Source organism: Ensifer adhaerens, from assembly GCF_002007205.1.
Classification (GTDB): Bacteria; Pseudomonadota; Alphaproteobacteria; order Rhizobiales; family Rhizobiaceae; genus Ensifer; species Ensifer adhaerens_D.
In genome coordinates this window covers 464,052-489,951 of record NZ_LAZS01000006.1, presented here as the reverse complement: position 1 = coordinate 489,951, position 25,900 = coordinate 464,052, and the positions used below count along the sequence as shown (strand labels likewise).

Annotated in this window: 26 protein-coding genes; 20 read left to right on the top strand and 6 right to left on the bottom strand. The window is 62.2% G+C overall.

Going from position 1 to position 25,900, the window contains the following annotated elements; translation table 11 throughout:
- The first annotated feature begins 96 nt into the window (after window positions 1-96).
- The 18 genes from XB14_RS15005 to visR all read left to right on the top strand — a co-directional run bounded on the left by XB14_RS15005 (window position 97) and on the right by visR (window position 18,821).
- A complete protein-coding gene (locus XB14_RS15005) occupies window positions 97-1,593 on the top strand; it encodes a sugar ABC transporter ATP-binding protein (protein WP_077962389.1) in 1,497 nt (498 codons plus the stop codon).
- The gene (locus XB14_RS15000) at window positions 1,590-2,570 is read left to right on the top strand and encodes an ABC transporter permease (RefSeq protein WP_077962388.1); all 981 of its coding nucleotides are present in this window, start codon (window positions 1,590-1,592) and stop codon (window positions 2,568-2,570) included. The genes XB14_RS15005 and XB14_RS15000 overlap by 4 nt, the downstream gene beginning before the upstream one ends.
- Window positions 2,570-3,574 (top strand): ABC transporter permease, encoded by a 1,005-nt coding sequence (locus tag XB14_RS14995; RefSeq protein WP_077962387.1) that lies wholly within the window; start codon window positions 2,570-2,572, stop codon window positions 3,572-3,574. Before XB14_RS15000 ends, XB14_RS14995 begins: the two co-directional genes overlap by 1 nt.
- A 7-nt stretch (window positions 3,575-3,581) precedes the next feature.
- Entirely contained in the window at window positions 3,582-3,896 is a 315-nt protein-coding gene (gene rhaM, locus XB14_RS14990; RefSeq protein ID WP_077962386.1) for an L-rhamnose mutarotase, read from the top strand.
- A 4-nt stretch (window positions 3,897-3,900) separates the two neighbouring features.
- Complete coding sequence (locus XB14_RS14985; RefSeq protein ID WP_077962385.1) at window positions 3,901-5,289, top strand: FGGY-family carbohydrate kinase; 1,389 nt, start codon at window positions 3,901-3,903, stop codon at window positions 5,287-5,289.
- A 689-nt stretch (window positions 5,290-5,978) separates the two neighbouring features.
- A complete protein-coding gene (locus tag XB14_RS14980; RefSeq protein ID WP_077962384.1) occupies window positions 5,979-7,592 on the top strand; it encodes a globin-coupled sensor protein in 1,614 nt (537 codons plus the stop codon).
- Window positions 7,593-7,633: 41 nt separating this feature from the next.
- Entirely contained in the window at window positions 7,634-7,927 is a 294-nt protein-coding gene (locus XB14_RS14975) for an STAS domain-containing protein (protein ID WP_065372388.1), read from the top strand.
- A gap of 3 nt (window positions 7,928-7,930) precedes the next feature.
- Complete coding sequence (locus XB14_RS14970) at window positions 7,931-8,296, top strand: response regulator (RefSeq protein WP_025425897.1); 366 nt, start codon at window positions 7,931-7,933, stop codon at window positions 8,294-8,296.
- Window positions 8,297-8,315: 19 nt separating this feature from the next.
- Window positions 8,316-10,607 (top strand): chemotaxis protein CheA, encoded by a 2,292-nt coding sequence (locus XB14_RS14965; protein WP_077962383.1) that lies wholly within the window; start codon window positions 8,316-8,318, stop codon window positions 10,605-10,607.
- Window positions 10,608-10,612: 5 nt separating this feature from the next.
- Window positions 10,613-11,083, top strand: a complete 471-nt coding sequence (locus XB14_RS14960; protein ID WP_077962382.1) for a chemotaxis protein CheW — start codon at window positions 10,613-10,615, stop codon at window positions 11,081-11,083.
- A complete protein-coding gene (gene cheR, locus XB14_RS14955) occupies window positions 11,080-11,988 on the top strand; it encodes a protein-glutamate O-methyltransferase CheR (protein ID WP_077962381.1) in 909 nt (302 codons plus the stop codon). Before XB14_RS14960 ends, cheR begins: the two co-directional genes overlap by 4 nt.
- Complete coding sequence (locus XB14_RS14950) at window positions 11,985-13,043, top strand: protein-glutamate methylesterase/protein-glutamine glutaminase (protein WP_077962380.1); 1,059 nt, start codon at window positions 11,985-11,987, stop codon at window positions 13,041-13,043. The genes cheR and XB14_RS14950 overlap by 4 nt, the downstream gene beginning before the upstream one ends.
- Window positions 13,043-13,432, top strand: coding sequence for a response regulator (locus XB14_RS14945; RefSeq protein ID WP_025425902.1), 390 nt, complete (start codon window positions 13,043-13,045; stop codon window positions 13,430-13,432). The genes XB14_RS14950 and XB14_RS14945 overlap by 1 nt, the downstream gene beginning before the upstream one ends.
- Entirely contained in the window at window positions 13,429-13,983 is a 555-nt protein-coding gene (gene cheD / locus XB14_RS14940; RefSeq protein ID WP_077962379.1) for a chemoreceptor glutamine deamidase CheD, read from the top strand. Before XB14_RS14945 ends, cheD begins: the two co-directional genes overlap by 4 nt.
- 73 nt (window positions 13,984-14,056) lie before the next feature.
- A complete protein-coding gene (gene cheT / locus XB14_RS14935) occupies window positions 14,057-14,449 on the top strand; it encodes a chemotaxis protein CheT (protein WP_077962378.1) in 393 nt (130 codons plus the stop codon).
- A 358-nt stretch (window positions 14,450-14,807) separates the two neighbouring features.
- Entirely contained in the window at window positions 14,808-16,481 is a 1,674-nt protein-coding gene (gene fliF / locus XB14_RS14930; RefSeq protein ID WP_077962377.1) for a flagellar basal-body MS-ring/collar protein FliF, read from the top strand.
- 840 nt (window positions 16,482-17,321) lie between these two features.
- Window positions 17,322-18,062 carry a transcriptional regulator VisN gene (gene visN, locus XB14_RS14925; RefSeq protein WP_077962376.1) on the top strand — a complete coding sequence of 247 codons (741 nt, stop codon included), beginning with the start codon at window positions 17,322-17,324 and terminating at the stop codon, window positions 18,060-18,062.
- A gap of 12 nt (window positions 18,063-18,074) precedes the next feature.
- Window positions 18,075-18,821, top strand: a complete 747-nt coding sequence (visR, locus tag XB14_RS14920) for a transcriptional regulator VisR (RefSeq protein ID WP_077962375.1) — start codon at window positions 18,075-18,077, stop codon at window positions 18,819-18,821.
- Window positions 18,822-18,928: 107 nt separating this feature from the next.
- Here visR and XB14_RS14915 read toward each other — a convergent pair whose 3' ends face one another.
- The 6 genes from XB14_RS14915 to motA form a co-directional block, all read right to left on the bottom strand.
- On the bottom strand, window positions 18,929-19,369 hold the full coding sequence (locus tag XB14_RS14915) for a hypothetical protein (protein WP_077962374.1): 441 nt from the start codon (window positions 19,367-19,369) through the stop codon (window positions 18,929-18,931).
- 5 nt (window positions 19,370-19,374) lie between these two features.
- Window positions 19,375-20,451 (bottom strand): flagellar biosynthesis protein FlhB, encoded by a 1,077-nt coding sequence (gene flhB, locus XB14_RS14910; protein WP_077962373.1) that lies wholly within the window; start codon window positions 20,449-20,451, stop codon window positions 19,375-19,377.
- 199 nt (window positions 20,452-20,650) lie between these two features.
- Complete coding sequence (fliG, locus tag XB14_RS14905) at window positions 20,651-21,682, bottom strand: flagellar motor switch protein FliG (RefSeq protein ID WP_077962372.1); 1,032 nt, start codon at window positions 21,680-21,682, stop codon at window positions 20,651-20,653.
- A 29-nt stretch (window positions 21,683-21,711) separates the two neighbouring features.
- On the bottom strand, window positions 21,712-22,320 hold the full coding sequence (fliN, locus tag XB14_RS14900; protein ID WP_179119595.1) for a flagellar motor switch protein FliN: 609 nt from the start codon (window positions 22,318-22,320) through the stop codon (window positions 21,712-21,714).
- 60 nt (window positions 22,321-22,380) lie between these two features.
- The gene (locus XB14_RS14895) at window positions 22,381-23,322 is read right to left on the bottom strand and encodes a FliM/FliN family flagellar motor switch protein (RefSeq protein ID WP_077962370.1); all 942 of its coding nucleotides are present in this window, start codon (window positions 23,320-23,322) and stop codon (window positions 22,381-22,383) included.
- 4 nt (window positions 23,323-23,326) lie between these two features.
- A complete protein-coding gene (gene motA, locus XB14_RS14890; protein ID WP_077962369.1) occupies window positions 23,327-24,205 on the bottom strand; it encodes a flagellar motor stator protein MotA in 879 nt (292 codons plus the stop codon).
- Between the two features lie 183 nt (window positions 24,206-24,388).
- Between motA and XB14_RS14885 the strand changes: the two genes are divergently transcribed.
- The gene (locus tag XB14_RS14885; protein WP_077962368.1) at window positions 24,389-25,168 is read left to right on the top strand and encodes a DUF1217 domain-containing protein; all 780 of its coding nucleotides are present in this window, start codon (window positions 24,389-24,391) and stop codon (window positions 25,166-25,168) included.
- Between the two features lie 2 nt (window positions 25,169-25,170).
- Window positions 25,171-25,896: a flagellar basal-body rod protein FlgF gene (gene flgF, locus XB14_RS14880; protein ID WP_077962367.1), complete on the top strand. Its 726-nt coding sequence runs from the start codon at window positions 25,171-25,173 to the stop codon at window positions 25,894-25,896.
- Window positions 25,897-25,900: the final 4 nt, after the last annotated feature.

Genomic DNA, 25,900 nt, shown 5'->3' with positions numbered 1-25,900 from the left:
ACTATCCGAACTGCGCGACCGACGCGCTTGCAAGACGTTATCGAAACGACTGAATAGGTGGACTGTCTCTTGCTGCAGGATACGCTCACATCGCGGATGAAGCCCGCCATTGCGCTTGAGGGGATCTCGAAGTCCTTCCCCGGCGTGAAGGCGCTCTCCGACGTTTCGTTGTCGCTCTATCCGGGATCGGTGACAGCGCTGGTCGGCGAGAACGGCGCCGGCAAATCGACGCTGGTGAAGATCCTGACCGGTATCTACCAACCGGACGAGGGCACGATCTGCGTTGCCGACAAGGAAGTGCATTTCCCGACGGCGCTCGCAGCCGCACGCGCTGGCGTTACCGCGATCCACCAGGAGACCGTGCTCTTCGACGAATTGTCGGTCGCCGAAAACATCTTCCTCGGCCACGCCCCGCGCAATCGTTTCGGGTTGATCGACTGGAAGAAGCTCAACGCCGACGCACGCGCCCTGCTCGCGCGCGCCGGTGCCGATCTCGATCCGACCATCCGCCTGCGCGATCTCGGCATCGCCAGGAAACACCTCGTTGCGATCGCCCGTGCGCTCTCCATCGATGCCCAGGTGGTGATCATGGACGAGCCGACAGCGGCGCTGTCGCACAAGGAAATCCACGAGCTCTATGCCCTCGTCGAACGGTTGAAAGCCGAGGGCAAGGCGATCCTCTTCATCAGTCACAAGTTCGATGAGATCTTCCGCATCGCCGACCGCTACACGGTCTTTCGCGACGGAACCATGGTGGACGAAGGCCTGATTGCCGATGTCAGCCAGGACGAGCTGGTGCGTCTCATGGTCGGCCGCGCCGTCGGTTCGGTCTATCCGAAGAAGGACGTGGCGATCGGCGAGCCGGTGTTGACCGTTTCCGGTTACCGCCATCCGACCGAATTTGAGGACATCAACTTCGAGCTTCGCCGCGGCGAGATCCTCGGCTTCTACGGCCTGGTCGGCGCCGGCCGTTCGGAATTCATGCAGTCGCTGATCGGCGTGACCCGGCCGTCGGCCGGCGCCGTCCGCCTCGACGGCGAGATCCTGGTGATCCGCAGCCCCTCCGAGGCGATCCGTGCCGGCATCGTCTACGTGCCGGAGGAGCGCGGCCGCCAGGGTGCGATCATCGGCCTGCCGATTTTCCAGAACGTTACGCTGCCGTCGCTGTCGCGCACCTCGCGCTCCGGCTTCCTCAAGCTTGCCAACGAGTTCGCGATCGCCCGCGAATACACCTCGCGCCTCGACCTGCGCGCGGCCTCGCTCGACCAGGACGTCGGCACGCTGTCTGGCGGCAACCAGCAGAAGGTGGTCATCGCCAAATGGCTGGCGACGCGGCCGAAGGTGATCATCCTCGACGAGCCGACCAAGGGCATCGACATCGGCTCCAAGGCGGCAGTCCATGCCTTCATGAGCGAACTGGCGGCCGAAGGCCTCAGCGTCATCATGGTCTCCTCGGAAATCCCCGAGATCATGGGCATGTCCGACCGCGTCATCGTCATGCGCGAAGGCCGGATCGCCGGACGCTTCGAGCGTGCCGATCTGACGGCGGAAAAGCTGGTGCGCGCCGCCGCCGGCATCCAGGAGGCCGCGTGATGGCAAACATCCTCAAGAACCGCGAACTGTTGCTCGTCGCCGCGATCGCCGTGTTGCTTGTGCTCATCACCTGGCGTTTTCCGGCTTTTGTCGCGCCTTCGAACCTCGCGCGCGTCTACAATGACACCTCGATCCTGATCATCCTGGCGCTTGGCCAGATGGCGGTGATCCTGACGCGCTGCATCGACCTCTCGATGGCCGCCAACCTGGCGCTGTCCGGCATGATGGCGGCGATGCTGAACGCCGCCTATCCCGGCTTGCCGATCCCGCTGATCATTCTTGCTGCCGTCATGCTCGGTACTTTGCTCGGCATGATCAACGGCGCGCTTGTCTGGAAGCTCGATATCCCGCCGATCGTCGTCACGCTCGGCACGCTCACCATCTATCGTGGCCTGATCTTTCTCTTGAGCGACGGCAAGTGGATCAACGCCCATCAGATGAGCGATGCGTTCAAGGCATTGCCGCGCGATGAACTCGCCGGATTCCCGGTCCTCTCCTGGCTGTCGCTTGTCATGATCGGGCTCGTCTTCCTGGTGATGAGCCGCACGGCACTCGGGCGCGCCTTCTATGCGGTCGGCGGCAATCCGCATGCGGCCGTCTATACCGGCATCGATGTCGGCCGTACTCGCTTCTTCGCCTATTGTCTTTCGGGCGCGCTTGCCGGGCTGTCCGGCTATCTCTGGGTGTCGCGCTATGCCGTCGCCTATGTCGACATCGCGCTTGGTTTCGAACTCGACATCATCGCCGCCTGCGTCATCGGCGGCATCTCGATCGCCGGCGGTATCGGTACCGTGGCCGGCGCCGTGCTCGGCGCGCTGTTTCTCGGCGTCATCAAGAACGCGCTGCCGGTCATCAACATCTCGCCTTTCGCGCAGATGGCGATTTCGGGCATGGTCATCATCATTGCCGTTGCCGTCAACGCCCGCGCCGAGCGGCGCAAGGGACGTGTCATCTTGAGAAAAGCGGAGGCTGTCTGATGGCGGAAACCCACCTGACCCCGCGTAACATTCCCGACCGGCTGGAAGGACGCGGCGCTCGGCTTTTGAAGAGCTGGGAGAGCCTGCTGCTGGTCGTCGCCTGCCTCATCTTCCTCGGCAACTCGCTGGCGTCGCCCTATTTCCTTGATCCATGGAACCTCTCGGACGCCACCTTCAACTTTACCGAAAAGGCGATCATCGCCTTTGCCATGGCGCTGGTGATCATCTCCGGCGAGATCGACCTTTCAGTTGCCTCGATTATCGCGCTCGCGTCGACCGCCATGGGTTATGCCGTCCAGCTCGGCTTCGACACGCCGGCGCTGGTGGTGATCGGCCTTGCGGTCGGGCTTGCCTGTGGCGCGATCAACGGCCTTCTGATCACTGGCCTCGGGCTGCCCTCGATCGTGGTGACGATCGGCACCATGAGCCTTTTCCGCGGGCTCTCCTTCATTGTCCTCGGCGACCAGGCCTTTACCAGCTATCCCGACAGCTTTGCCTGGTTCGGCCAGGGTTATGTCTGGTGGGTATTTTCCTTCGAGTTCACGCTCTTCGTCGTGCTTGCGATCGTCTACGGCGTCGTCCTGCACAAGACCAATTTCGGCCGCGCCGTCTATGCCATCGGCAACAACCAGACGGCGGCGCTATTTTCCGGCATCCGTGTCGCGCGCGTGAAGTTCATCCTGTTTCTCCTGACCGGCCTGATGGCGGGGCTCGCCTCGATCTGCCTGACCTCGCGGCTCGGTTCGACACGCCCGTCGATCGCGCTCGGCTGGGAGCTTGAGGTGGTGACGATGGTGGTGCTCGGCGGCGTCAACATTCTCGGCGGCTCCGGCACCATCCCCGGCGTCGTGCTCGCCGCGCTGATCATGGGCATGGTGACCTTCGGCTTCGGTCTGCTCAACGTGCCCGGCATCGTCATGTCGATCTTCATCGGGCTGCTGCTGATCTCGGTGATCGCGCTCCCCATCCTCTGGCGGCGCGCCCGCCGTCGTCTGGCGCATTGAGGGTCTGATGGAAAAATATGCGTTCCGCATGCGTTTGAACCCGGGCATGGCCGCCGAATACAAGGCCCGCCATGATGCGATCTGGCCGGAACTGGCAGCACTTCTGAAGGAAGCCGGCGTCTCCGACTACTCCATCCATCTGGACGAGGAAACCAATCTGCTGTTCGGCGTGCTCTGGCGCACCGACGACCACCATATGGCCGACCTGCCGTCCCATCCGATCATGCGGAAATGGTGGGCCTATATGGCCGACATCATGGAAACCCATGGCGACAACGAGCCGGTGGCTGTGCCGCTCACGACCGTCTTTCATATGGACTGATCTGATGCGGGTCGTTGGTGTCATTGATATCGGCAAGACGAATGCCAAGGTCGCGGCCGTTGATCTCGATCGTTTCGAGGAGATCGCCGTCCGCAAGACGGCGAACGCGGTGCTGACCGACGGTCTTTATCCTCATTTCGATATCGAGCGTCTCTGGACATTCGTGTTGGAAAGCCTCGCGGCGCTGAACGCCGAACACGCCTTCGAGGCAATCTCGATCACCACCCATGGTGCGACGGCGGTCGTGCTCGATGCATCAGGCAATCTGGCGCTTCCGGTCCTCGACTATGAACATTCGGGTCCGGACAGCCTGGCTGCGGAATATGATGACATAAGGCCGCCCTTTGCCGAAACCGGTTCGGCGCGCCTGCCGATGGGCCTCAATGTTGGTGCGCAGCTCTATTGGCAGCAGAAGACCTTTCCGGACGATTTTGCCAGGGTCGCCTCGATCCTCACCTATGCGCAGTACTGGACCTACCGGCTGACTGGCACGCTCTCAAACGAGCTGACCTCGCTCGGCTGCCACACGGATCTCTGGAACCCGAGAGCCGCTACCTACTCGTCCCTGGTTGAACGTCAGGGCTGGCGTCCGCTCTTTGCGCCGGTGCTGAAGGCGAGTGATATCGCCGGTGCCTTGCTGCCGGAACTCTGCGCCGCAACCGGCCTTGCCGAAGGCACGCCCGTCTATTGTGGCATTCACGATTCCAACGCGTCGCTGCTGCCGCATCTGCTGACGCGGGCATCGCCCTTCTCGGTGGTTTCCACCGGCACCTGGGTCGTCATGCTGGCGGTGGGCGCGGAGCCGAGGCCGCTCGACGAACGTCGCGATACGCTTGTCAACGTCAACGCATCAGGCGACCCCGTGCCCTCGGCCCGCTTCATGGGCGGCCGTGCCTTCCAGCTCTTGTTCGGGGAGGGGGCGATCCCCGTGCCGCCTGAGACGGAGGAGGCCGTTGCCTCGGCTCGGCACATGCTGCTGCCGTCGATCCCCGAGGGGTCAGGGCCCTTTCCGGGCCTGAAGGCGACGTGGACGACGCAGCAACGGATGCTTAAGCCCGATGAGCGTTTCGTGGTCGTCTCGTTCTATCTGGCGCTGATGACGGCGACCTGCCTCGATCTGATCGGAGCGCGGGGAGACATCGTCGTCGAAGGGCCCTTTGCCGCCAACGGCACCTACCTGCGCATGCTCGCGGCCGCGACCGGCCGGCCGGTCTTTGCCGATCCCCACAATATCACGGGTACGAGCCTCGGAGCCGCATGCCTGGTTAAGGGCTCCAGGGTCCGGACCGGCGTAGAGCGGCTTTCGGGGGAGGCGACGGAAAACCTCGTCGCCTATGCACAGGCATGGCAGAAAGCGACGCGGGACCACGCGGACAAAGAAAAGCAGCCGTAGCGCATCTGCTTCCGGCCGCAGAGATACCTGCTTGTGTCAGTAAGAGACGGGCTAAAGCCCGATCAAAACACAGAGCTGCGCTTTGCCGACCGGTTATGTTCGATGTTGAGCACGATCGATACTGCCATCATCGTCAGGATTGCTGTGAGTGCGGCGCCAATGCCAAGAACAATCATTGTTCGTTTCCTGTAAGCGCATCGTCATGATGTCGCTTTGCCCGGTGCGAAGGTTTCTTCGCGCATTTGAGCGCCCACTTCACTTTCGCTTCGATACGCGAGCGCAAGTCAAAGCACAATTCTAAACTCTTGTGATTGAGAACCTGTTGGTTTCGCGGCTGTTTATTACATTTTTGTTGCAGCGCAAAAATAGCGCGCGAAAACACCCTGTGAATTTTAGTGAATCCGATTAGAGGCGAGGGACCGTTAACCTTCAAGCAAGGAATTAACCATAAACATGGTCCCACACGTCGGAATGGGATAATTCACAAGTCTCCTCAAGGCATGATGCCGCCCCGCCGTACCGGTTCCGGTCCGGTATCCATTCTTCACCGAATTTACTTGCGGGATGAACGACAGCAGACGCTAACGGCGGGGGCTGATCTCATCGATGTGGCGTGCACGTCCGGTGGACTGTGGCTCCCTTGAACCTCCCCAGGAAATTCGAAAACGCGTATTACCCGGGGATCAGCGTTGAGGCAGGAATCATCGTCAGAACAGGCAAAAAAGGGCCAGGCAGGCAGCCTGCTGGAGCGCCTGCGTTTTGCCGGGCTCGACGACGAGACCTGCAACCGCGTCCGGGATAACCGACAGAAGCTTTCTCCCCGCATTGATCAGGCGCTTCGCGATCTTTTCCAGCGCCTCCAGACCTATCCCGACGCCGCGCGCCATTTCGACAGCGACCGCCAGATCGATCGCCTTCAGGACCTTCAGTCGTCGCACTGGAGCGTGTTGACCGACGCGCGCTTCGACGGGCTCTATGCCGAGCGCATCAAGGTGCTCGCAGACACCGCAAGCCGCATGGGCCTCGACCCGCGCTGGCAGATGGCAAGCCACGCCGTCGTGCTAGAACATCTGATCGTCGGACTGATCGAGGATGCCTGGCCAAAGTCCTTCCTGCCGATGGGCAAGGCGCGCCGCCGCGAACTCTGCGAGCTGGTTGCCGCGCTGGTGCGCACCACTTTTGTCGATACCGAGATCGGCGTTTCGCTCCGTTTCAATGCGCTTCGACAGCAGCATCAGCGGCAACTCGCCGAACAGCGCAGCGCCGACGAACTGGAGGTCAAGGCGCTCTTCGGCGACTTTGCCGAAGGCGTGAGCCAGGGCGATCTCGGCGCTCGGCTGCCGGAAACGGCGGTTGAAGCCTATCAGCCGATCGTCGCGAGCCTGAACGCAGCGCTCGAGCAGATCCAGCAAAGCCTCCAGACATCGGATCAGCGCAGCCGTGCTGCCGAAACGCTGGTCGACCGCATGCGCGGCGGCGCAGCATCGTTCTCCGACAAGGCAAGCGCCGAAGCCGAAGCGCTTTCCGGGCAGCTTGCAGCGCTCGCCGACATGGCCGGACGCATGGCGACCGGCTCGGGACGGATCAGCGCCACGGAAACGAAGACCAACGAGACACGCATCGCCGTCGAACGCAGCGGCGAGATCGCCGGCCAGGCGATTTCCGCCATGGCCGACATCGAAGCATCGGCCGAAAAGATCGGCCAGATCATCGGTGTCATCGACGAGATCGCCTTCCAGACCAATCTGCTGGCGCTCAATGCCGGCATCGAAGCGGCACGCGCCGGCGACAGCGGTCGCGGTTTTGCCGTCGTCGCCCAGGAAGTGCGCGCGCTGGCGCAGCGTTCCGGAGAAGCGGCGCGCGAAATCAAGCAGCTTGTTTCCGGCACGAAGGCGCAGGTCGAGACCGGCGTCGAGATCGTCGGCCGCACCCAGGATGCGATCAGCAGCATCGTCGAGCAGGTCACGTCGATCAATTCCGCCGTTTCCGGCATCGCCCGCGAGGCGGAGCAGCAGGTCGGCGACCTCAGGGGCGTTGCGACCGAGATCGGCACGATTTCCCGGGGTGTCGAGGCAAGTGCCGCCCTTGCCGGCGAGACGGTCCGCTCGACCGACGATCTTCATACGGTCATCGTCGAGCTCGGCGAGACGATCCGCCAGTTCCGCCTGGAGCGCCGTCGTCCGGTTTCGCCGACACGCGCCGGCAGCGAGCCCTTCCGTCAGGCGTCGGCCGTTGCCGACGAGCCGGTACCGCCGCTGTTTGACGATGGGCTGCAGCGCCGGCTCGCCGGCTGGCAGCGCTGATTTCAAGGGCAGTAGAGAGTTAGCAGTCGAGGAAGACAGGAATGGCCAGCAAGAAGACCGCTCAGAAGACGCTCAGCCTCGCTCCGGTTTTGGACCTGAACGAGGCGACGGCACTGCACGAGAAGCTGCTCGCGCTCAAGGGCAGCGACATCGTGATCGACGCTTCCGCGGTCGAGCGGGTCGGCACGCTTTGTGTTCAGGTGCTGATGGCCGGCGCCAAGACCTGGGAAGAGGATCATTTGTCTTTCACCTTCAGCAAGGTGTCGGACGCTTTCGAGAAAACGACACAGCTCATCGGGGTCGAGATCGACCACCTGGTGGCAAAGGAGATTTGAGAAATGAAGAAGCGAGTTCTGACGGTCGACGACTCTCGGACGATCCGAAACATGCTGCTGGTCACGTTGAACAATGCCGGTTTCGAAACGATCCAGGCCGAGGACGGCGTCGAGGGCCTTGAGGTCCTTGAGGAAGCCAATCCCGACGTGATCGTCACCGACATCAACATGCCGCGTCTCGACGGTTTCGGCTTCATCGAAGGCGTGCGCAAGAACGATCGCTACCGCGCCATTCCGATCCTGGTGCTGACCACCGAAAGCGACGCGGAAAAGAAGAACCGCGCACGCCAGGCGGGAGCAACGGGCTGGATCGTCAAGCCGTTCGACCCCACCAAACTCATCGATGCAATCGAGCGCGTAACGGCCTGAAGTCCGGGGATAGCCTCCAATGGATATGAACGAAATCAAAGAGATCTTCTTCCAGGAATGCGAGGAGCAGCTCGCCGAACTGGAATCGGGTCTGCTGAAGCTCAATGATGGCGACCGCGACCCGGAAACGGTCAATGCCGTTTTCCGTGCGGTGCACTCCATCAAGGGTGGCGCCGGCGCCTTCGGGCTCGACGACCTCGTCTCGTTCGCGCATGTGTTCGAGACGACCCTTGATTGCGTTCGTTCCAACCGGCTCGATCCCGGACCGGAAGTGCTGAAGGTGATGCTGAAGTCGGCCGACGTCTTGGCTGACCTCACCAATGCCGCCCGCGACGGCGGCAGCGTCGACGAGGCCCGCAGCCGCCAGCTCATCAAGGAGCTCGAGGCGCTCGCAAACGGCGAAGTGCCGCAGGCTTCCGCAGCAGCGGTTGAGCCGGTCGCCAAGCCCGTCGCGGTCGTGGCCCCGCCGCCGGTCAACGACGAAGGCTTCCAGCCGGTCGCCTTTTCCTTCGACGACTTCGATGCGGCCGAAGAGCCGCTGATGGACATGCCCGTCTACGAGATCGTCTTCAAGCCGAAGTCCGATCTCTATGCCAAGGGCAACGAGGCAACGCTGCTTCTGCGCGACCTCTCCCGCCTTGGCGAGATGAGCATCCATTGCGACATGGGCGCATTGCCGACGCTCGATCGCTTGAGCCCGGAGAGTGCCTACTTCTTCTGGAAGATCTCGCTCAAGACCGACAAGGGCGAGGACGCGATCCGCACCGTCTTCGAATTTGCCGAGTGGGATTGCGACCTGGAGATTTCCCTGGTCGAGGACGAGGCTACGCAGTCGGGCGAAGAGCTGCCGATGCAGCCGGTGCCCTTTGATCTGTCGATCCTGGATGATGAGCCGGCGGTATTGGTCGGTGTCGTCGAGGAAGAAGAACAGCTCGCCTCCCGGCGGCAGGATCGCGACGCTGCGGTTTCCGCCGCGGGGACGGCCAGCAACGTGCTGCAGATGGCGCAGTCCGCCGCTCGCACACCGGCCGAGAAGCCGGCGCCGGCGGCAGCCAGTGCCGCCGCCCAGAGCGCTGCCGCGCAACAGGCTGCCGCATCGGCTGCAACGCCGACCATCCGCGTCGATCTCGATCGTGTCGATCGCCTGATCAACCTTGTCGGCGAACTGGTCATCAACCAGGCGATGCTCTCGCAGAGCGTCGTCGAAAACGACAACAACGGCACGTCCTCGATCAATATGGGCCTCGAAGAGCTGCAGCAGCTCACCCGCGAGATCCAGGATTCGGTGATGGCGATCCGTGCGCAGCCGGTGAAGCCGGTGTTCCAGCGCATGTCGCGTATCGTCCGCGAAATCGCCGACATGACCGGCAAGTCGGTTCGCCTGATCACTGAAGGCGAGAACACCGAAGTCGACAAGACGGTCATCGACAAGCTTGCCGAGCCGCTGACCCACATGATCCGCAACGCCGTCGACCACGGTCTCGAAACGCCGGAGAAGCGCCTTGCCGCCGGCAAGAGCGCCGAAGGCACGGTGCGCCTGACGGCCAAGCACCGTTCCGGTCGCATCGTCATCGAGCTTGCCGACGACGGCGCCGGCATCAACCGCGAGAAGGTGCGCCAGAAGGCGATCGACAACGATCTGATCACCGCCGACGCCAATCTTTCGGACGAAGAGATCGACAACCTGATCTTCCACGCCGGCTTCTCGACGGCGGACAAGATCTCCGACATTTCCGGCCGCGGCGTTGGCATGGACGTGGTCAAGCGTTCGATCCAGGCGCTCGGCGGTCGCATCAACATCTCCTCGAAGCCGGGCCACGGCTCGGTCTTCACCATGAGCCTGCCGCTGACGCTCGCCGTGCTCGACGGCATGGTCGTCACCGTCGCCAACCAGACACTGGTGGTGCCGCTGACGGCAATCGTCGAGACCTTGCAGCCGGAAGCCGCAGCGATCCATTCCTTCGGCTCCAACCAGCGGCTGATCTCGATCCGCAACTCCTTCTGCCCGCTCGTCGACGTCGGCCGGATCCTCAACTTCCGTGCCATCCAGGCGAACCCGGTCGAAGGCGTCGCCCTGCTCGTCGAATCGGAAGGTGGCGGCCAGCGTGCGCTGATGGTCGATGCGATCCAGGGGCAGCGCCAGGTGGTGATCAAGAGCCTCGAGGCCAACTACACGCACGTGCCGGGCATCGCCGCCGCGACCATTCTCGGCGACGGGCGCGTCGCGCTCATCCTCGACGTCGATGCGATCGTCGCCGCCTCGCGCGGGCATTCGCTGAAGCCTGAAATGTCACTTGCTGCTGCCGGATAATGACAATGACCTATGCCGCAAAAAATCTGACGACGGACGGACGGGAGCTGATCGCTTTCCGCGTCGGGGATCAGGAATTCTGCGTAAACATCATGCAGGTGCGCGAGATCCGTGGCTGGACGCCTGCGACATCGATGCCGCATGCGCCACCTTACGTGCTCGGCGTGATCAATCTGCGCGGTGCCGTGCTGCCGATCGTCGATCTTTCGGCCCGGCTCGGCATGAAGCCGGCCGAACCGACCGTGCGCCACGTCATCATCGTCGCCCAGGTGAAAAGCCAGGTCGTCGGCCTTCTGGTGGATGCCGTCTCCGACATCCTGACGATCACCGACGACAAGATCCAGCCGACGCCCGACGTCATCTCGTCCGAGTTCGAAAAGAGCTTTGCCCGTGGCGTGCTCGCGATCGAAGGCCGGATGATCTGCCTCATCGAGCTGGAAGCGATCTTCCCGCAGGAAGAAAGGGAAGCCGCATGAGGAACCAGGTCGCCTTCGAACAGAAACTGTCGCCGGACGAATGCCTGGCGAGCGGCGAGTATCCGCTAACCCGTCGTGATCTCACCGAGATCGCCGCGATGATCTATGCGGATGCCGGCATCTATCTCAACGAGACCAAGGCATCGCTCGTCTATTCGCGCCTGTCGAAGCATATCCGCAATCTCGGGCTCAAGGGCTTCCGCGAGTATTGCCAGCTGGTCTCTTCGCCCGCCGGTGCTGCCGCGCGGCGTGACATGCTTTCACACCTGACGACCAACTTCACGCGGTTCTTCCGCGAGAACCATCATTTTGAGCATCTGAAGACCGATGTGCTGCCGGAACTGATCGCGCGTGCCAAGGCCGGTGGCCGGGTGCGCATCTGGTCGGCCGCCTGTTCCGATGGCCAGGAACCCTATTCGATCGCGCTGACGGTTCTGTCGCTGCTGCCGAATGCGGCCGACTACGACTTCCGCATCCTGGCGACCGATATCGACCCGAAGATCCTGGCGCTCGCCCGCGCCGGGGCCTACGACGCGACCGCGCTCGAAACCGTCAACCCGGCAATGCGCAAGCAATACTTCTCGGAGGTCAATGCCGGCGGCCGCTTCAAGTGGCAGGTCGATGATCGCGTCAAGCGGCTGATCACCTTCAACGAGCTGAACCTGATGGCGCAATGGCCGTTCAAGGGGCCGTTCGACGTCATCTTCTGCCGCAACGTCGTGATCTATTTCGACGAGCCGACGCAGATGAAGATCTGGTCGCGCTTCGCCGGCATGCTCAACACCGACGGTCATCTTTATATCGGCCATTCCGAGCGCGTGTCTGGCGACGCCAAGTCGCACTTCGACAATATCGGCATCACCACCTACCGCCATACCGGCAAGTTTCATGGAGGACGGGCATGACCGCTCCCGCTCGTGTTCTCGTCGTTGACGACTCCGCCACCATGCGTGGCCTGATTACCGCTGTCCTGAACGCCGATCCCGATGTGACCGTCGTCGGCCAGGCGGCCGACGCCATGGAAGCGCGCCAGGCGATCAAGCAGCTCGACCCTGACGTCATCACCCTCGACATCGAAATGCCGAACATGAACGGCCTCGAATTCCTCGACAAGATCATGCGGCTCAGGCCCATGCCGGTCATCATGGTCTCGACGCTGACCCACAAGGGCGCTGAAGCGACGATCGCAGCACTCGAGATCGGCGCCTTCGATTGCGTCGGCAAGCCGCATCCGGGCGACCCGCATCCCTTTGCCGGCCTCGTCGACAAGGTAAAGGCGGCCGCTCGCTCGCAGCGCAAGTTCATCATCACCGGCAATAAGGTCGCGGCGCCGGCTCCGGCCAATGCGAATACGGCGTCCGAGTACCGGGCCGGCCGCAAGATCATCGCCATCGGCGCCTCGACCGGCGGCGTCGAAGCCCTGATCACGGTGCTGCAGAAGTTCCCGGCCAATTGCCCGCCGACGGTCATCACGCAGCACATGCCGCACACCTTCACCAAGAGCTTCGCGGAGCGGCTGAACCGCCTCTGCGCGCCGACGGTGCAGGAGGCGACGGACGGTGCGCGGCTCGAAATCGGCAAGGTCTACCTGGCGCCCGGCGGCGAGCGTCACCTGCAGGTCGCCAACGCGACGGCACCCTGCTGCCGCCTGGTCGACCGCGATCCGGTCAACGGCCATCGCCCTTCGGTGGATGTGCTGTTCGATTCCGTCGCTGAGCTCGCCGGCCGCAATGCGATCGGTGTCATTCTGACCGGCATGGGGCGCGACGGCGCCTCCGGTCTTCTGAAAATGCGGCATGCCGGAGCAAAGACCTTCGGCCAGAACGAAAAGACATGTGTCGTCTACGGCATGCCGAGAGTCGCCTATGAATTGGGCGCCGTTGAAACCCAGCTCCCCCTCGGCTCCATCGGGGAGGAGGTCCTGAAAGCAGCGGCGCTCCGCAAGGAAGGAAGCGAATAATGTCCATCGCCGAAAAAATCAAAGTTCTGATCGTCGACGATCAGGTGACGAGCCGCCTACTCCTGGGTGATGCCCTGCAGCAGCTCGGCTTCAAGCAGATCACCGCTGCCGGTGATGGGGAGCAGGGCATGAAGATCATGGCCCAGAACCCGCACCACCTGGTGATCTCCGACTTCAACATGCCGAAGATGGACGGCCTTGGCCTGCTGCAGGCGGTCCGCTCCAACCCGGCGACGAAGAAGGCGGCCTTCATCATCCTGACGGCCCAGGGCGATCGTGCGCTGGTTCAGAAGGCGGCGGCGCTTGGTGCCAACAATGTTCTCGCCAAGCCCTTCACCATCGAAAAGATGAAGGCTGCGATCGAAGCCGTGTTCGGGGCGCTCAAATGAACATGGAATCCGCCGGCAAGCGCGTGCATGTCATCCAGGGCGAGTACAAGGTCTTCAACGATCCGAACATCGTGCTGTCGACCATTCTCGGTTCCTGCGTGGCAGCCTGCATGCGCGATCCCGTGGTCGGCGTCGGCGGCATGAACCACTTTCTGCTGCCCGGTTCCGCGACGTCGCCCATCTCCGGCGGCGATGCGACCCGCTACGGGGTCCACCTCATGGAGTTGCTCATCAACGGCCTCCTCAAGCAGGGTGCTCGGCGAGACCGTCTTGAAGCCAAGATCTTTGGCGGCGCCAAGACGATCGCGCGCTTCTCCAATGTCGGCGAGCAGAACGCCGCCTTCGCGCGCCAGTTCCTGCTCGACGAGGGTATCCGCATCGTCGGCGAGAGCACCGGCGGCGAGCACGGCCGCAAGCTCGAATACTGGCCGTCCAGCGGTCGCGCCCGGCAATATGCCCTGACCGGCGTCGAGACCCAGCGCACGGTGCAGATGGAGGAACGCCCGATCGTCGCGCCGAAGCCGGCCGAAAGCTCCATCGAATTCTTCTGACCCTGCGAGGCAGGCGCCTCGCAGGCCTGAACTACGACTTCTACCGAAGCCCCGAGCCACGTGAGACATACCGATGCAGACCGACTACAAGGGCCACATGCCGCACGTGGAAGAAGCGCTCCCCGAAGTGCTGATGCGCATTGTCACAGAACTGCATGACGTCGCCTATCTGATCGAGCGGATCGAGCCACAGCTCGCCGGCGACGAGGGCGCCGATGCGCTTGCGAACCCCGACAAGATGATGGTGCTGCAGGGCATCGACCTGGCCGTGCAGAAGACCCGCGGGCTTGCCGAATTCATCGACACGATTACCGCGTCGATCCCGGACGCCTGGATGGTCGACGTCACCACCGCCGTCAACCTGGTGAAGCTTGCCGACATGAAAAAGGCACTTGGCAACGGCATGTTGCGCCACGGCCACTCGCAGCCGCTGACGAAGGCGGCCGGCGATTTCGAAGCGTTCTGACGCTCGCAAAGTGCGTTCCCGACCGCAAGTCTGAAATTATCGCTGTAAAATCAGTTTGTTGATACGCCGCATCTCGATGCGGCCGCGGCTTGGCGCGTCGGTTTGGTCGCGCCGCCCAGCCCGTTTCGCGCCGGTGGATAAGTTCTGCGGCGAAGCCTCCGGCGCTCCTGTTGGGCTCATCTGGCCAAGTTCGCGCAAGTTTCGTTTCCTACGGTCCGGATCGGGACTGGTGGATTCGCGCGCATTGGAAGTCGATACTCGGCATGTCGATACCCAGAAAACCCGAATGTTGGAACTGCGCAGGGCGCTCGGCCGATGATCGGCCCGTTGACCTTGCGATACTGGGTGCGGAAACAGAATGAGTCTGTTGGATCAACTCTCGACGTTCACGAAGAACCTGAGCAGTCTCGGGCAAGGCAAGCTGATCGCGTTGGCGGCGGCTGGCATTGTCGCGGTCGGCATGGTGCTCGGGGCCGGAATTTACGTCAACAGACCCTCGTTCGAGACGCTCTATGTCGGGCTCGAACGCAGCGATGTCACCCAGATCAGCATCGCGCTGGCGGAGGCCAACATCGACTTCAATGTGGGGGCTGACGGCGCCAGTCTCCAGGTTCCCGTTGGCATGACCAGCAAGGCACGCCTGCTGCTCGCCGAGCGTGGCCTGCCGAGCAGCGCCAACGCCGGTTACGAACTCTTCGACAATGTCGGTTCGCTCGGCCTCACCTCCTTCATGCAGGAAGTGACCCGCGTGCGCGCGCTTGAAGGCGAAATCGGCCGCACCATCCAGCAGATCTCCGGCATCGCCGCCGCCCGCGTCCACATCGTGATGCCGGAGCGCGGCAGCTTCCGCAAGGCTGACCAGAACCCGACCGCCTCGGTCATGATCCGCGCCAGCGCCACCGTTGGCCGCAGTGCCGCCGCTTCGATCCGGCATCTCGTCGCCTCTTCCGTACCGGGGCTCGACGTCGACGACGTGACGGTGCTCGATTCGACCGGGCAGTTGCTCGCCTCCGGCGACGATCCGGCCAACAGCGCGCTCAACCAGTCGCTCGGTGTCGTCCAGAACGTGCAGACCGAGCTTGAGAAGAAGATCGACAATGCCCTGGCCCCGTTCCTGGGGATGGACAACTTCCGCTCCAGCGTCACGGCGCGCCTCAACACCGATACGCAGCAGATCCAGGAAACGGTCTTTGATCCGGAATCGCGCGTCGAGCGCTCGACCCGTGTGACCAAGGAAGAGCAGAAGTCCAGCCAGCAGCAGCCGGACAATGCCGCGACCGTGCAGCAGAACATTCCGCAGGCCGCTCCGACCGGCGGCGCCGGCCCGAGGTCGAGCGACGAAGCCGAGAAAAAAGAAGAGCAGACCAACTACGAGATCAACAGCAAGACGATCGCCACCGTCAAGAACAGCTACACGGTCGAGCGCCTCTCCGTTGCCGTCGTCGTCAACCGTGGCCGCCTGGCCGCGATGGTCGGCGAACCGGCCGACCAGGCAAAGATCGACGCCTATCTCGCTGACATGCAGAAGATCGTCGCTTCGGCCGCCGGCCTCGACACCAGCCGCGGCGATATCGTGACCCTGACCGCCATGGACTTCGTCGAGACGCAATTGCTCGACCAGGCTGTTGCCGGCCCCGGCGTGATGGAGACGCTGACCCGCAACCTCGGCGGCATCATCAACGCCCTTGCCTTCATCGTGGTCGCCTTCCTGGTCGTCTGGATGGGCATGCGGCCGCTCGCTCGCCAGCTCGGTCTCGGCGGCAATGCCGGCCAGCTCCAGGGCGAAGCCGCGGGCCTCGAACTGCCGGACTTCTCGCCGGCGACCGCTGGCGCCGGCGGAGCCCTCATGGAAGGCTTCGGCTCGGACTTCGGCTTCGACAGCACCGACGACCTGCTCAACATGGGCGACGACGGCGGCTTCAACCGCCGCGTCAAGGAAGGACCGGAACGGCGCCTGGCGCGTATGGTCGAGATCAGCGAAGAGCGCGCGGCCAAGATCCTGCGCAAGTGGGCCCTCGACAAGGCGGCCTGATAACAGGAAACGGCTTCGCGATGTCTTGCAGATCCCGCCCTCGTGGCGGGATTTTCTTTGTCGCCGCGCGCCTCATTGCGCTGGCGACGCGTTTTGATGTTCGGGGTAAATATTGCGGGAGTCTGGCTGCCGGTTTTGATCTGGCTTCGAATTTGCTTCAAGTTTCGAAGGGAGTTCGGCTGAGTCCTGCCGGATGTCGGGATGGTAACATTTTAACGATATCTTAATTTATAGATTCGGCGCGCCCGCATGACGTGCATTCCCCGTTGCCATCTACTATGCTGGAATCGCGCTATACAGAGTTTATTGAAAATATATCATCGTTACTGTCAGAATTTATTCTATGAGTTTCACAATTTATATATTGGTAAAATGAGCGCTCTCTGAAAATCGGCTGGTGCATTTGAGCAACAGCTGTGAGAACAAAGTATAATATCTGGCGAATTCGAAATTCTGCGCCGGCGAGAAAACGTCCTTTTTTGGGATCAAATCGCCCACTTTGCCGTCTGTGACGCTGCATCCAAGCCGGTCTTGGCCGTGGAAACAGCAGGTCTTTGCGAGAAAAGACTTTGTCTTTCAACATGTTGCCAATCCGTGACGAATACTGCGGCAGCGGTGGGACATTCGCGGGATGTTTCGATCGCGATTCGCGACATGCACGCGATGCGAAGTAAATAGCCAGAAGAGGGCGATGTTTTTTTTCTCGCTCCGATGTACATTTTTAGCAGTTGATTCGCGTCCTGATCTGCGACTGGTGGTAATAATCGGCTTCGGCCGGCTGTTGGCGGCGGCAGCGCAAATGCAGTTCCGGGATGTGGATCCGGTACAGGGGCTGAACTCATGGACATTTCGCAAGCAGACATTGCTGTCTGGCCTTTGCCGACGGCACCGACACGCGCACGCGGCGGCGGGTTTTCGCGCGATCAGCTTTTGCGACGACTGGGCGAAGTCGCCGGGCGGGGTGGTCTCGGAAGTGGTCTTTCGGCGCTGACGGAATATGTCGGTGCGAGCCATTATCTCCTGGCACGCTACGATCTCTCGCAGGACAGCGGGCTCGACCATGTCGTCTGCTCCGATTGGCCCTTCGACGTCGTCCGACGGCTTTCCGGCGTGATCACCGCGCTCCATGCCAAGACCACCGAGCTGGAAAAGTGCCTCGCCGTGCTGCAGCCCTGTTTTTATGCGCTGCCTGATGATATCGAACTGCCGCGCGGCATCAGTCGCGAATATTGCGCCATCACCTTCAATGTCGGACGGCTGCGGTTTTCCCTGATGCTGCTGGTCCCGGATGACGTGATCCTGTCGCAGGAGAACCTGCGCGACGTCACGCTTCTGGCGGGGTACCTGGCAAGCTTCACCACGCGCGCCGAAGTTCGCCATGACCGGGACTTCGAGCTCACGGAGCGCGAACTCGAGTGCCTGTTCTGGATTGCCGAAGGCAAGACGAGCGAAGAGATCGCAGTGATCCTCGGCATTTCGCGCAACACCATCAACAACTACATCACCAGCGTCATGCGCAAGACCGCGACCAGGACGCGGTCGGAAGCGATTGCCTACGCGGTGCGCAACAATCTTGTGTGAGGGGCGGGCGCGATGACGCATTTTCTTGGCGGCGGTCGGATCGAGGACGAGCAGAAGCTCGCAAGGAACGGCAACCGCGCCGCGCGTGCGGCCACATTGGTCACGCGCCTGCAGGCCATGCAGCGTCAAATCAACGCCAAGCACTTCGCAGTCCTGCGCCTCAACGGCAAGGGGACAGGCAGCGCGCGAAAGCTGACCTGCGTCCTCGACAACTGGGGTGTCGCGGCCGAGGCGAACGCCCATGATCTCGTCACTGCCTATGGCGAAGAACTGGTCGCCCATCTCGACCAGTCGTTGCTGCCGATCCTTTGGAACGGTGCCGGCGAGCACCAGGCGGCCGAGCTCTCAGACCTTGCGCCTTTTGCGCATCGCCTGAAGGGCCGCAAGCTTCCCTATTCCGGCATCGCCTTTCCCGTCAGGCTCGGCGCCCAGGGCAATGGCTATGTCGTCTTTGCCGGCAGCTATGTCGACGCCTCCACCGAGCAGGTGGTCGATCTGCACGGCCGCAGCTGCATGATCATGACCGATCTGCTGGCGGCCGACGAAAAACGCGTCGCGCCGGCGGAAACCTTGAGCGACCGCGAGATCGCCTGTCTGCAGATGGCGGGCGACGGTCACATCAGCGAAGAGATCGCCGAGCGCATGGGGCTTTCGGTCCACACGGTCAACGCCTATCTCGGCGCTGCGACGACAAAGCTCGATTCGGTCAACCGCATCCAGGCGATCGCCAAGGCGATCCGCCTCGGCTATATCAGCTAATCTGGACAAACGACGGATCGCGCCGGCCTTTTGAGCCGCGCGGCCGCCGGAAACTAACCTGACAGCGTCTATCGCGCGTCCGGTCGAGAGCCGTCCGACAGGTGCTCTCAGCTCGCCAGCGGCAACTCATAGGACTTGATGAATTTCGCCTCCGTCAGGCTGCGCGCCAGGAAGGCCGTGTTCTCGTCCGGATCGGACGAAGGGTTCTGGAAATTGATGTGGCTGATTTCGATTCCCGCCGTCTCGTTGCCGAGCGACAGACGGACGTAGATGGTCACGCCGCGAGGTTTCAGTTCGAGGTCGAGCACGATTTCCGGCTCGCAGTCCCAATCCAGATTGTAGTTGCCGCCGAGGCCGAAATTGACCGTGCCGGGAAGGAAATAGAGCTCCGCTGCCGATTCGACGAGGTCAGCAAGGCTGGCATAGGACTCGAACCGCAACAGCGCGATGAAATCGGCGGCGTCGATCAGACGCAGTTCGGTCGCCACGGGGCGAATTGCTTCAGCTACGATCTGTTCCCGCTTCTCGGAGAATTCGCACTTTTTCATCGGAGTTATGTCATCCGTTTTGGTTGCGACGCATGCACCCGGTGAATGAGTTCGGCGACAGCCTTGTAAAACACCGGTGGAATCACACTATCCACCGAGACTTGTGCAAACATGGAGCGTGCAAGCGGCGGGTCCTCGAAGACGGGAACACCGTTTTTCTCTGCGATTTCACGGATTTTGAGGGCAACTAGGTCCTGTCCCATTGCAACGACGATAGGCGCGTCGCTCTCCTCGCGGACATAACGCAAGGCAACGGCATAGTGGGTCGGGTTGGCGATGACGAGCGTGGCGCGAGGCACCGACGAGATCATGCGCTTGCGCGCCCGGTCGCGCTGCATCGAGCGTAGGCGCGACTTGACGATCGGGTCGCCCTGCGCCTGTTTCATTTCCTCCTTCACTTCCTGCTTGGTCATCATCAGCTCGGTGTACCAATGGTGCCGCGACCAGAAGAGGTCGCCGATCGCGAGTACTGCGGTCGCAAGCAGAATGACGATCATGATCTCGTTGAGGTCGCTCGCCATCGTCGCAAACATCGTGACGGGATCGGAGAACATCAGGTCGAGCGTCGCGAAATAGTCGTTCCAGAGCACCAGAACGACGACGACCGACACGATGATGATCTTGAACAGCGACTTGCCGAACTCGACCAGGCCCTGGATGCCGAAGATCCGCTTGAGGCCCGCCATCGGCGAAACGCGATTGAGCTTGGGCGCAATACGGTCGAGAACCGGCCGAGGCAGGTTCTGGAAGATTGAGGCGCCGACGCCGAACACGATCAGCAGGACGAAAACCGGGACAACCAGGGCCGTCGATTTCCAGACGAGATGGGTGATCAGCGCTACCACGTCGGTGGCGTTTTCCAACCGCCAGGCCTCGGGTTGCTCGAAGATGTCCTTGAGCGCCTCGGTGAGGGTGGCGACGCCGTCGGTCAGGAAGAAGACGAAGAAAATGTAGATCGCGAGCGTCGATGCGAACATCGTGGCCTCGCGTGAAAAAGGCACGTTGCCCTTTTCCGCAGCGTCGGAGATCTTCTTCTCTGACGGGGCCTCTGTTTTGCTGTCTTTATCCTGATCGTCCGACATGAGACAGGACGGCTCCCGGTTCCTCTACAGCGACGCGCGTCCCGGCGGACAGGCGTCCTCAATTGCGCTTCCTGTAGTGGACCCAGCGCGGGAGCCAGGCAAGAGTTGAGCCCCGGCATTCGCCGGGGCTCAACAGAAATTACCCTTTGCGGAGCGATCGGTCGGCCGCTTTGTGCGGCTCGTCGGACGAAGGCAGGCCTCAGGCCGCCTGCACGTCCTTTTCCTTGAGCTCGAGCTGGCCGTTCGCGGCCAGCCTGATGGCTTCCTGCGTGATCGAGCGCCGTGCGATGGCGATGTCGCGCGGATTGATGCCGGCATCGCCCATGGCGAGATCGGACTCGATCATGCGGCGCTGGCGCGCGCCGATCGAGGCAAGCACCGATTCGCGCAGTTCCGACGTCGAGCCGCGCAGCGCCATCGTGATGATGTCGGTCGACACGTCGTTGAAAAGCTGAACGCGGCTGCGTTGCGGCATGTAGAGCACGTCGTCGAAGAGGAAGATCTTCGGGCGAACCTTGTTGGCGGAAGCGGTGCTGAGCGATTCGAGCGAGGCGAGCAGCGTATCGACCTGCGGCTTGTCGAGCTCGTTCATGACCTCGGCGATCTTGGCCGGGCCCGCCGAGTTGCGTTCCGCTTCCATCTCCCCGATCATTTCCATCACGCGGTTCTCGATGATCGCCGCGGCCTTCGGGTTGACGTCCTTCATGTTGACGGCGCGCTTCAGGATGTCCGGCCGCTGGTCTTCCGACAGCTGCAGCAGCACCTTGGCGCCGAAGCTCGAAGGCATCATCGACAGAACGTAAGCGATCGTCTGCGGATGTTCCTTGGCAAGCTGTACGGAAACGGCCACCGGGTCGCATTCCTGCAGACGATCCCAGATGTTGGCTTCATAGGACTGGAACGTGGCGCGTCGGCCGAGCAGGCCGTCGACTTCGTCCGGCGTCAGGCCTTCCTCGAGAATGCTCTCGATCGCCTTGGCGTTGTCCATGAGGCCGGCACCCTCGGTGAAGAGATCTTCGAACTCGTTGACGAGCGCTTCGAGTTCATGCGGCGGAATGGCGCGCAGCGACTGCGCCGACGCGATGATCGACTGCAGCTCGCTCTGGGTGAAGAATTTCAGGAGTTTGCTGGCGACGCCCTTGCCCATGGCAAGCAGAACGGCCGCCGCCTTGTCCGTCTGGCTGAGCGGCCTTGATAGCGCCTGAGCCTCGAAACTTTCGAAATCCATCATGGATTTATCCTTCGCCCAATCATTGGGCCCTACGACTTCTTATTGCCCTTGATCTCGATGAGTTTGACGCCGAAGCGGGTATCGTCGCCTTCGAGAACGGTAATTTCGCCACGGCCGATCACCCGGCCGTTGACCATGATTTCCACCGGCTCTCCGATGCGGCGATCCAGCGCGATCGTCGCGCCCTCGCTGAGGTTCATGAGGCCCGAAACCTGCATCCGGCTCGTGCCGAGCACGATCTGGACGTCGATCGGAATGTCCATGATCAGGTCGAGGTTGGCGGTCATGCCGCTGCCCGGCGGCGTATCGACGGCAGCCTCGGCGCTGTCGAAGGACGTCGCGGCAAAATCCGCGCCGCCGAAATCGCTGGTCGCGGCGGTGCCGCCGAGTTCGGCGCCGAAGTCGCTGGAGCCGAAATCGCCGCCGAATGCGTCGAGACCGCCCGCTGCCGGTGCGCCAAATTCACTGCCGAAATCGGCCGCGCCAAGCGTGTCGCCGCCGAATTCCGAGCCGAATGCGGCAGGCGTGTCGGAATCCTGCTTCAGGACACCGCGCAGGTCATTGATCGCCTGGTCGAGTTCCATGTCTCCGACAGCGGCTTCGGCCTGTTCGTTGATGGGTGCTTTTTTGGGTGCCATGTGAGAACTATTCCAGTTGAAGCTTGCCTCAGGCATGCTGCGAGTGCGCGGCAGGCCGATTTAACTCATGATGTGGCGAAGGATGTCCTGTTCGGACCCGTGCGTATCCTTGACCCGAACCGTGTATTTCGATCCGGCGCGCCCGAATTCGCAGACATAAAGGTCGCGGCCATTGGCGTTGACGTCGACGCGAACATCCTGGGTGTCGAGGAACGGAATGACGTCGCCCGGCTGCAGGCGGCTGATCGTATCGAGCGTCAGGCTTTCGAGCCGGATGCGCGCCTCGATCGTCACCGCCGAACGGCGAACCTGTTCCTCAAGCTGCTCGGTCCACTCGGCTTTCGCCTTGCGCTGCTGTCCGCCCTTGGGGAAGACGATCGAGGTCTTCAGAAGCACGCTTTGCGGAACGATGACCGAGAAGGTGGAAAGCACGGGGCCGAAGCCGATGGTCATGTCGATGGCGCCGGCATGCACGTCCTCGATCATCGGATCGGGCTTGGGCCGGGCGGTGCTGTTGAGCGGGCGTTCGACGATCGGCTCGAAGCCGCCGGGGGCATTGACGGCCGTGCGCAGCACGTCGGCGATCTTTTCGAACAGCGGCACGGCCACGTCGATTTCGATCTGTGAGAGCGCGCGCGGCTGCGGTTCCTCGATGCCGGCGGGCTCGGCACCAAGAAGCGCTTCCACCAGAGCGATGATGATCGGGCTGTCGCAGCCGATCTGAAAGTCCGTGCACCAGTTGCGCAGCGAAACCTCGCTGATGAGCACGCCCGTGCCCATCGCCGAGATCAACTCGCGGCGCATCCCGGTCCGGTGGCCGGCATAGCCGATGGTGATGTCCTGACCCGTCTCCGCCCGGCAGATATCCGGCAGGAATTCGCTGAAGACCTGGCCGAGTTCGAGGGCCAGCCGGCCGATCACCCGGTCGTCGCCCAGCGCGCCGGTCATGCGCGCCAGAAGTTTCCGGTCGAATGCGTGAACGTTGGATGTCGCGGAATTCATGGGATCAAGCCGCCTTGCTTTCGCCGCCGCCGCCGGGGTTCATCATTTCCTGCTCGACCGCGTCGATCGACGGACGCTCGTAGGCCGAGATGGTCTTGCGGCCATATTCGAGAGCGACCTGCGGAACCGAACCGTTCATGTAGGCAAGCAGGGTCTGCTTGACGATGACATAGAGACGGTTCTGCTTCTCGCGCACGGACTTCACGTTGGCGACGAGCGGCGCGACGATCGAATAGGACAGGAACACGCCGAGCAGGGTGCCGACGAGGGCGGCTGCGATCTTGGCGCCCAGAACTTCCGGCGCCTCGCTGATCGCGCCCATCGCCTTGATGACGCCGAGAACGGCCGCGACGATACCGATCGCCGGGAAGGCGTCGCCCATCGTCGTCAGCGCGTGATAGCACTTCATTTTGTCGTGGGTGATCGTCTGGATTTCCTCGTCCATCAGCGCTTCGATCTCGTGCGAACGGGCGTTGCCGATGATGATCAAGCGCACGTAATCGCAGATGAAGGCGGTCAGCTCCTTGTTCTTCAGAACCGTCGGGGCCGACTGGAAGATCGAGGATTCCTCGGGGTTGTCGATGTGGCTTTCGATCTCGTTGCGCGACTTGGTGCGCAGGTCCCGCATCAGTGAATAGAGAACGCCGAGCGTGTCGAGATACTCGCGCTCCTTCGGCACCTTGTGGCGAAAGGCTTCGCCGAGCGCCTTGCCGGTATCCTTCACCACCTTCATGGAGTTGGCCATGATGAAACCGCCGACGCCGGCGCCACCGATGATCAACAGCTCGAAGGGCTGGTTGAGGACTTCCATGTGGCCGCCCATCGCCAGATAGCCGCCGAGGATACAGCCGAACGTCACAAGAAGCCCGATGATGATATTCATTTTCGATACCTGTCGCGATCTTATTTTCCGCTAACGGGATACGGTTTCATCCTTGCGTGAGGCTGGCCGGCACGGCCGATAGGGCCGCCTGCCGGAACAGGTTCGCGCAAGGCTGTCCGGTCAGGATTTGTCAAGGCAGGCTCAAGGGGCTGCCTGTCTCATTCCGGCAGGGGCGGAGCGATCGTGACCACGACCTATACGAGCTACAAGCTGATTACGGCCGACTTGACGAAGTCGCTGGCCCGCGTTGCCGAGCAGCCGGACGTGGCGCGCGAGACCGAGTACTATCTGTCGAAAATCGGCGACGTCAAAACCATCGACGATTTCTTCGCTGATGCCAGGCTCTACAATTACGCGATGAAGGCGCATGGTCTCGAAGACATGGGCTATGCCAAGGCTTTCATGCGCAAGGTTTTGACCGAGGGCGTCGACAACGAGGATGCCTTTGCCAACAAGCTGACCGACAACCGCTACAAGCAACTGGTCGAATCGCTGAACTTTGCCGCTCACGGCAGTGCCGCCACGTCCTTCGACCGTGCGCAGAAGGGCGTCGCGGATAAATACACCCGCCAGACCCTGGAGCAGGACGCCGGCGAGGAGAATGCCGGCGTCAGGCTCGCACTTTATTTTTCACGCATGGCGCCGACGATCGACAGCGGCTACGCCATCATCGCGGACGAGGCTCTGGCCCAGGTGGTGCGCACGGCCCTGCAGCTGCCCGACGAATTCGCAGCAACCAATGTCGATCGTCAGGCCGAGGCCTACGAACAGGCGCTCGACTTCAAGGACTTCCAGGATCCGACCAAGGTGACCGCGTTTCTCGACCGGTTCACTGCGCTCTGGGAAACCAAAAATTCAACGGACGGTTACGATCCGCTCGCGGTCTTCGGCTCATCGAGCGGCTACGGCATTTCTTCCGATCTTCTCCTGTCCATCAACAGCCTGAAACTCGGGGGAAACTGAACGTGCAAACCGGTCTTTACGTCGCGATTTCGTCGCAGATGGCGCTTGAAAAGCGCCTCAACACGCTTGCCGACAACATCGCGAACTCCAACACTGTCGGTTTCCGCGGCACCGAGGTGAAGTTCAACGAGATGCTCGGCGACACGAAGCCGACCAAGGTTGCCTATGTCAGCAAGGGCGAGGAATTCCTGAACACCAGCAACGGTTCGCTGACGCGCACCGGCTCGGCGCTCGATTTCGCCATCAAGGGCGACGCCTGGTTCCAGATCGAGACGCCCGCAGGCCAGGCGCTGACGCGCGACGGGCGGTTCACGCTGACCGATACCGGCGAACTCGTCACCATCCGCGGCTATCCGGTGCTCGATGCCGGCGGCGCGCCGATCCAGCTCAACGGTAACGGCGGCGAGATCACCGTCGGCGCCGATGGCGCGCTTCACCAGAACGGCGTCGCCGTCGCCTCGCTCGGTCTCTACGAAGCCGATTTCAGCAAGGGCTTCGTGCGCCTCGACAACAGCGCCGTTCAGCCGGCGGCGCAGGCCGAGCCGGTCGTCGACCGTTTCGATGTCGGCGTCATGCAGGGCTTCCTCGAGGAGTCCAACGTCAATGCGATCCAGGAAATGTCGCAACTGATCATGGTCACCCGCGCCTTCGACAACATCACCGCCCTGCTGCGCGACAGCGAAGGATCGCTCGAAGAAGCGGTCAAGACGCTTGGCGGCAGCCGCTAATCTC

What these genes read in the sequence shown, in the direction of transcription:
- cheR (WP_077962381.1), top strand. Translation starts at nt 11,080, where the DNA reads ATGAGGAACCAGGTCGCCTTCGAACAGAAACTGTCGCCGGACGAATGC.
- XB14_RS14960 (WP_077962382.1), top strand. Translation starts at nt 10,613, where the DNA reads ATGACCTATGCCGCAAAAAATCTGACGACGGACGGACGGGAGCTGATC.
- visR (WP_077962375.1), top strand. Translation starts at nt 18,075, where the DNA reads ATGACGCATTTTCTTGGCGGCGGTCGGATCGAGGACGAGCAGAAGCTC.
- rhaM (WP_077962386.1), top strand. Translation starts at nt 3,582, where the DNA reads ATGGAAAAATATGCGTTCCGCATGCGTTTGAACCCGGGCATGGCCGCC.
- XB14_RS14950 (WP_077962380.1), top strand. Translation starts at nt 11,985, where the DNA reads ATGACCGCTCCCGCTCGTGTTCTCGTCGTTGACGACTCCGCCACCATG.
- cheD (WP_077962379.1), top strand. Translation starts at nt 13,429, where the DNA reads ATGAACATGGAATCCGCCGGCAAGCGCGTGCATGTCATCCAGGGCGAG.
- visN (WP_077962376.1), top strand. Translation starts at nt 17,322, where the DNA reads ATGGACATTTCGCAAGCAGACATTGCTGTCTGGCCTTTGCCGACGGCA.
- motA (WP_077962369.1), bottom strand. Translation starts at nt 24,205, where the DNA reads ATGAATATCATCATCGGGCTTCTTGTGACGTTCGGCTGTATCCTCGGC.
- XB14_RS14895 (WP_077962370.1), bottom strand. Translation starts at nt 23,322, where the DNA reads ATGAATTCCGCGACATCCAACGTTCACGCATTCGACCGGAAACTTCTG.
- flhB (WP_077962373.1), bottom strand. Translation starts at nt 20,451, where the DNA reads ATGTCGGACGATCAGGATAAAGACAGCAAAACAGAGGCCCCGTCAGAG.
- XB14_RS14965 (WP_077962383.1), top strand. Translation starts at nt 8,316, where the DNA reads ATGGATATGAACGAAATCAAAGAGATCTTCTTCCAGGAATGCGAGGAG.
- cheT (WP_077962378.1), top strand. Translation starts at nt 14,057, where the DNA reads ATGCAGACCGACTACAAGGGCCACATGCCGCACGTGGAAGAAGCGCTC.
- XB14_RS15005 (WP_077962389.1), top strand. Translation starts at nt 97, where the DNA reads ATGAAGCCCGCCATTGCGCTTGAGGGGATCTCGAAGTCCTTCCCCGGC.
- fliG (WP_077962372.1), bottom strand. Translation starts at nt 21,682, where the DNA reads ATGATGGATTTCGAAAGTTTCGAGGCTCAGGCGCTATCAAGGCCGCTC.
- fliN (WP_179119595.1), bottom strand. Translation starts at nt 22,320, where the DNA reads ATGGCACCCAAAAAAGCACCCATCAACGAACAGGCCGAAGCCGCTGTC.
- XB14_RS14945 (WP_025425902.1), top strand. Translation starts at nt 13,043, where the DNA reads ATGTCCATCGCCGAAAAAATCAAAGTTCTGATCGTCGACGATCAGGTG.
- XB14_RS14915 (WP_077962374.1), bottom strand. Translation starts at nt 19,369, where the DNA reads ATGAAAAAGTGCGAATTCTCCGAGAAGCGGGAACAGATCGTAGCTGAA.
- XB14_RS14975 (WP_065372388.1), top strand. Translation starts at nt 7,634, where the DNA reads ATGGCCAGCAAGAAGACCGCTCAGAAGACGCTCAGCCTCGCTCCGGTT.
- fliF (WP_077962377.1), top strand. Translation starts at nt 14,808, where the DNA reads ATGAGTCTGTTGGATCAACTCTCGACGTTCACGAAGAACCTGAGCAGT.
- XB14_RS14970 (WP_025425897.1), top strand. Translation starts at nt 7,931, where the DNA reads ATGAAGAAGCGAGTTCTGACGGTCGACGACTCTCGGACGATCCGAAAC.
- XB14_RS14995 (WP_077962387.1), top strand. Translation starts at nt 2,570, where the DNA reads ATGGCGGAAACCCACCTGACCCCGCGTAACATTCCCGACCGGCTGGAA.
- XB14_RS14985 (WP_077962385.1), top strand. Translation starts at nt 3,901, where the DNA reads ATGCGGGTCGTTGGTGTCATTGATATCGGCAAGACGAATGCCAAGGTC.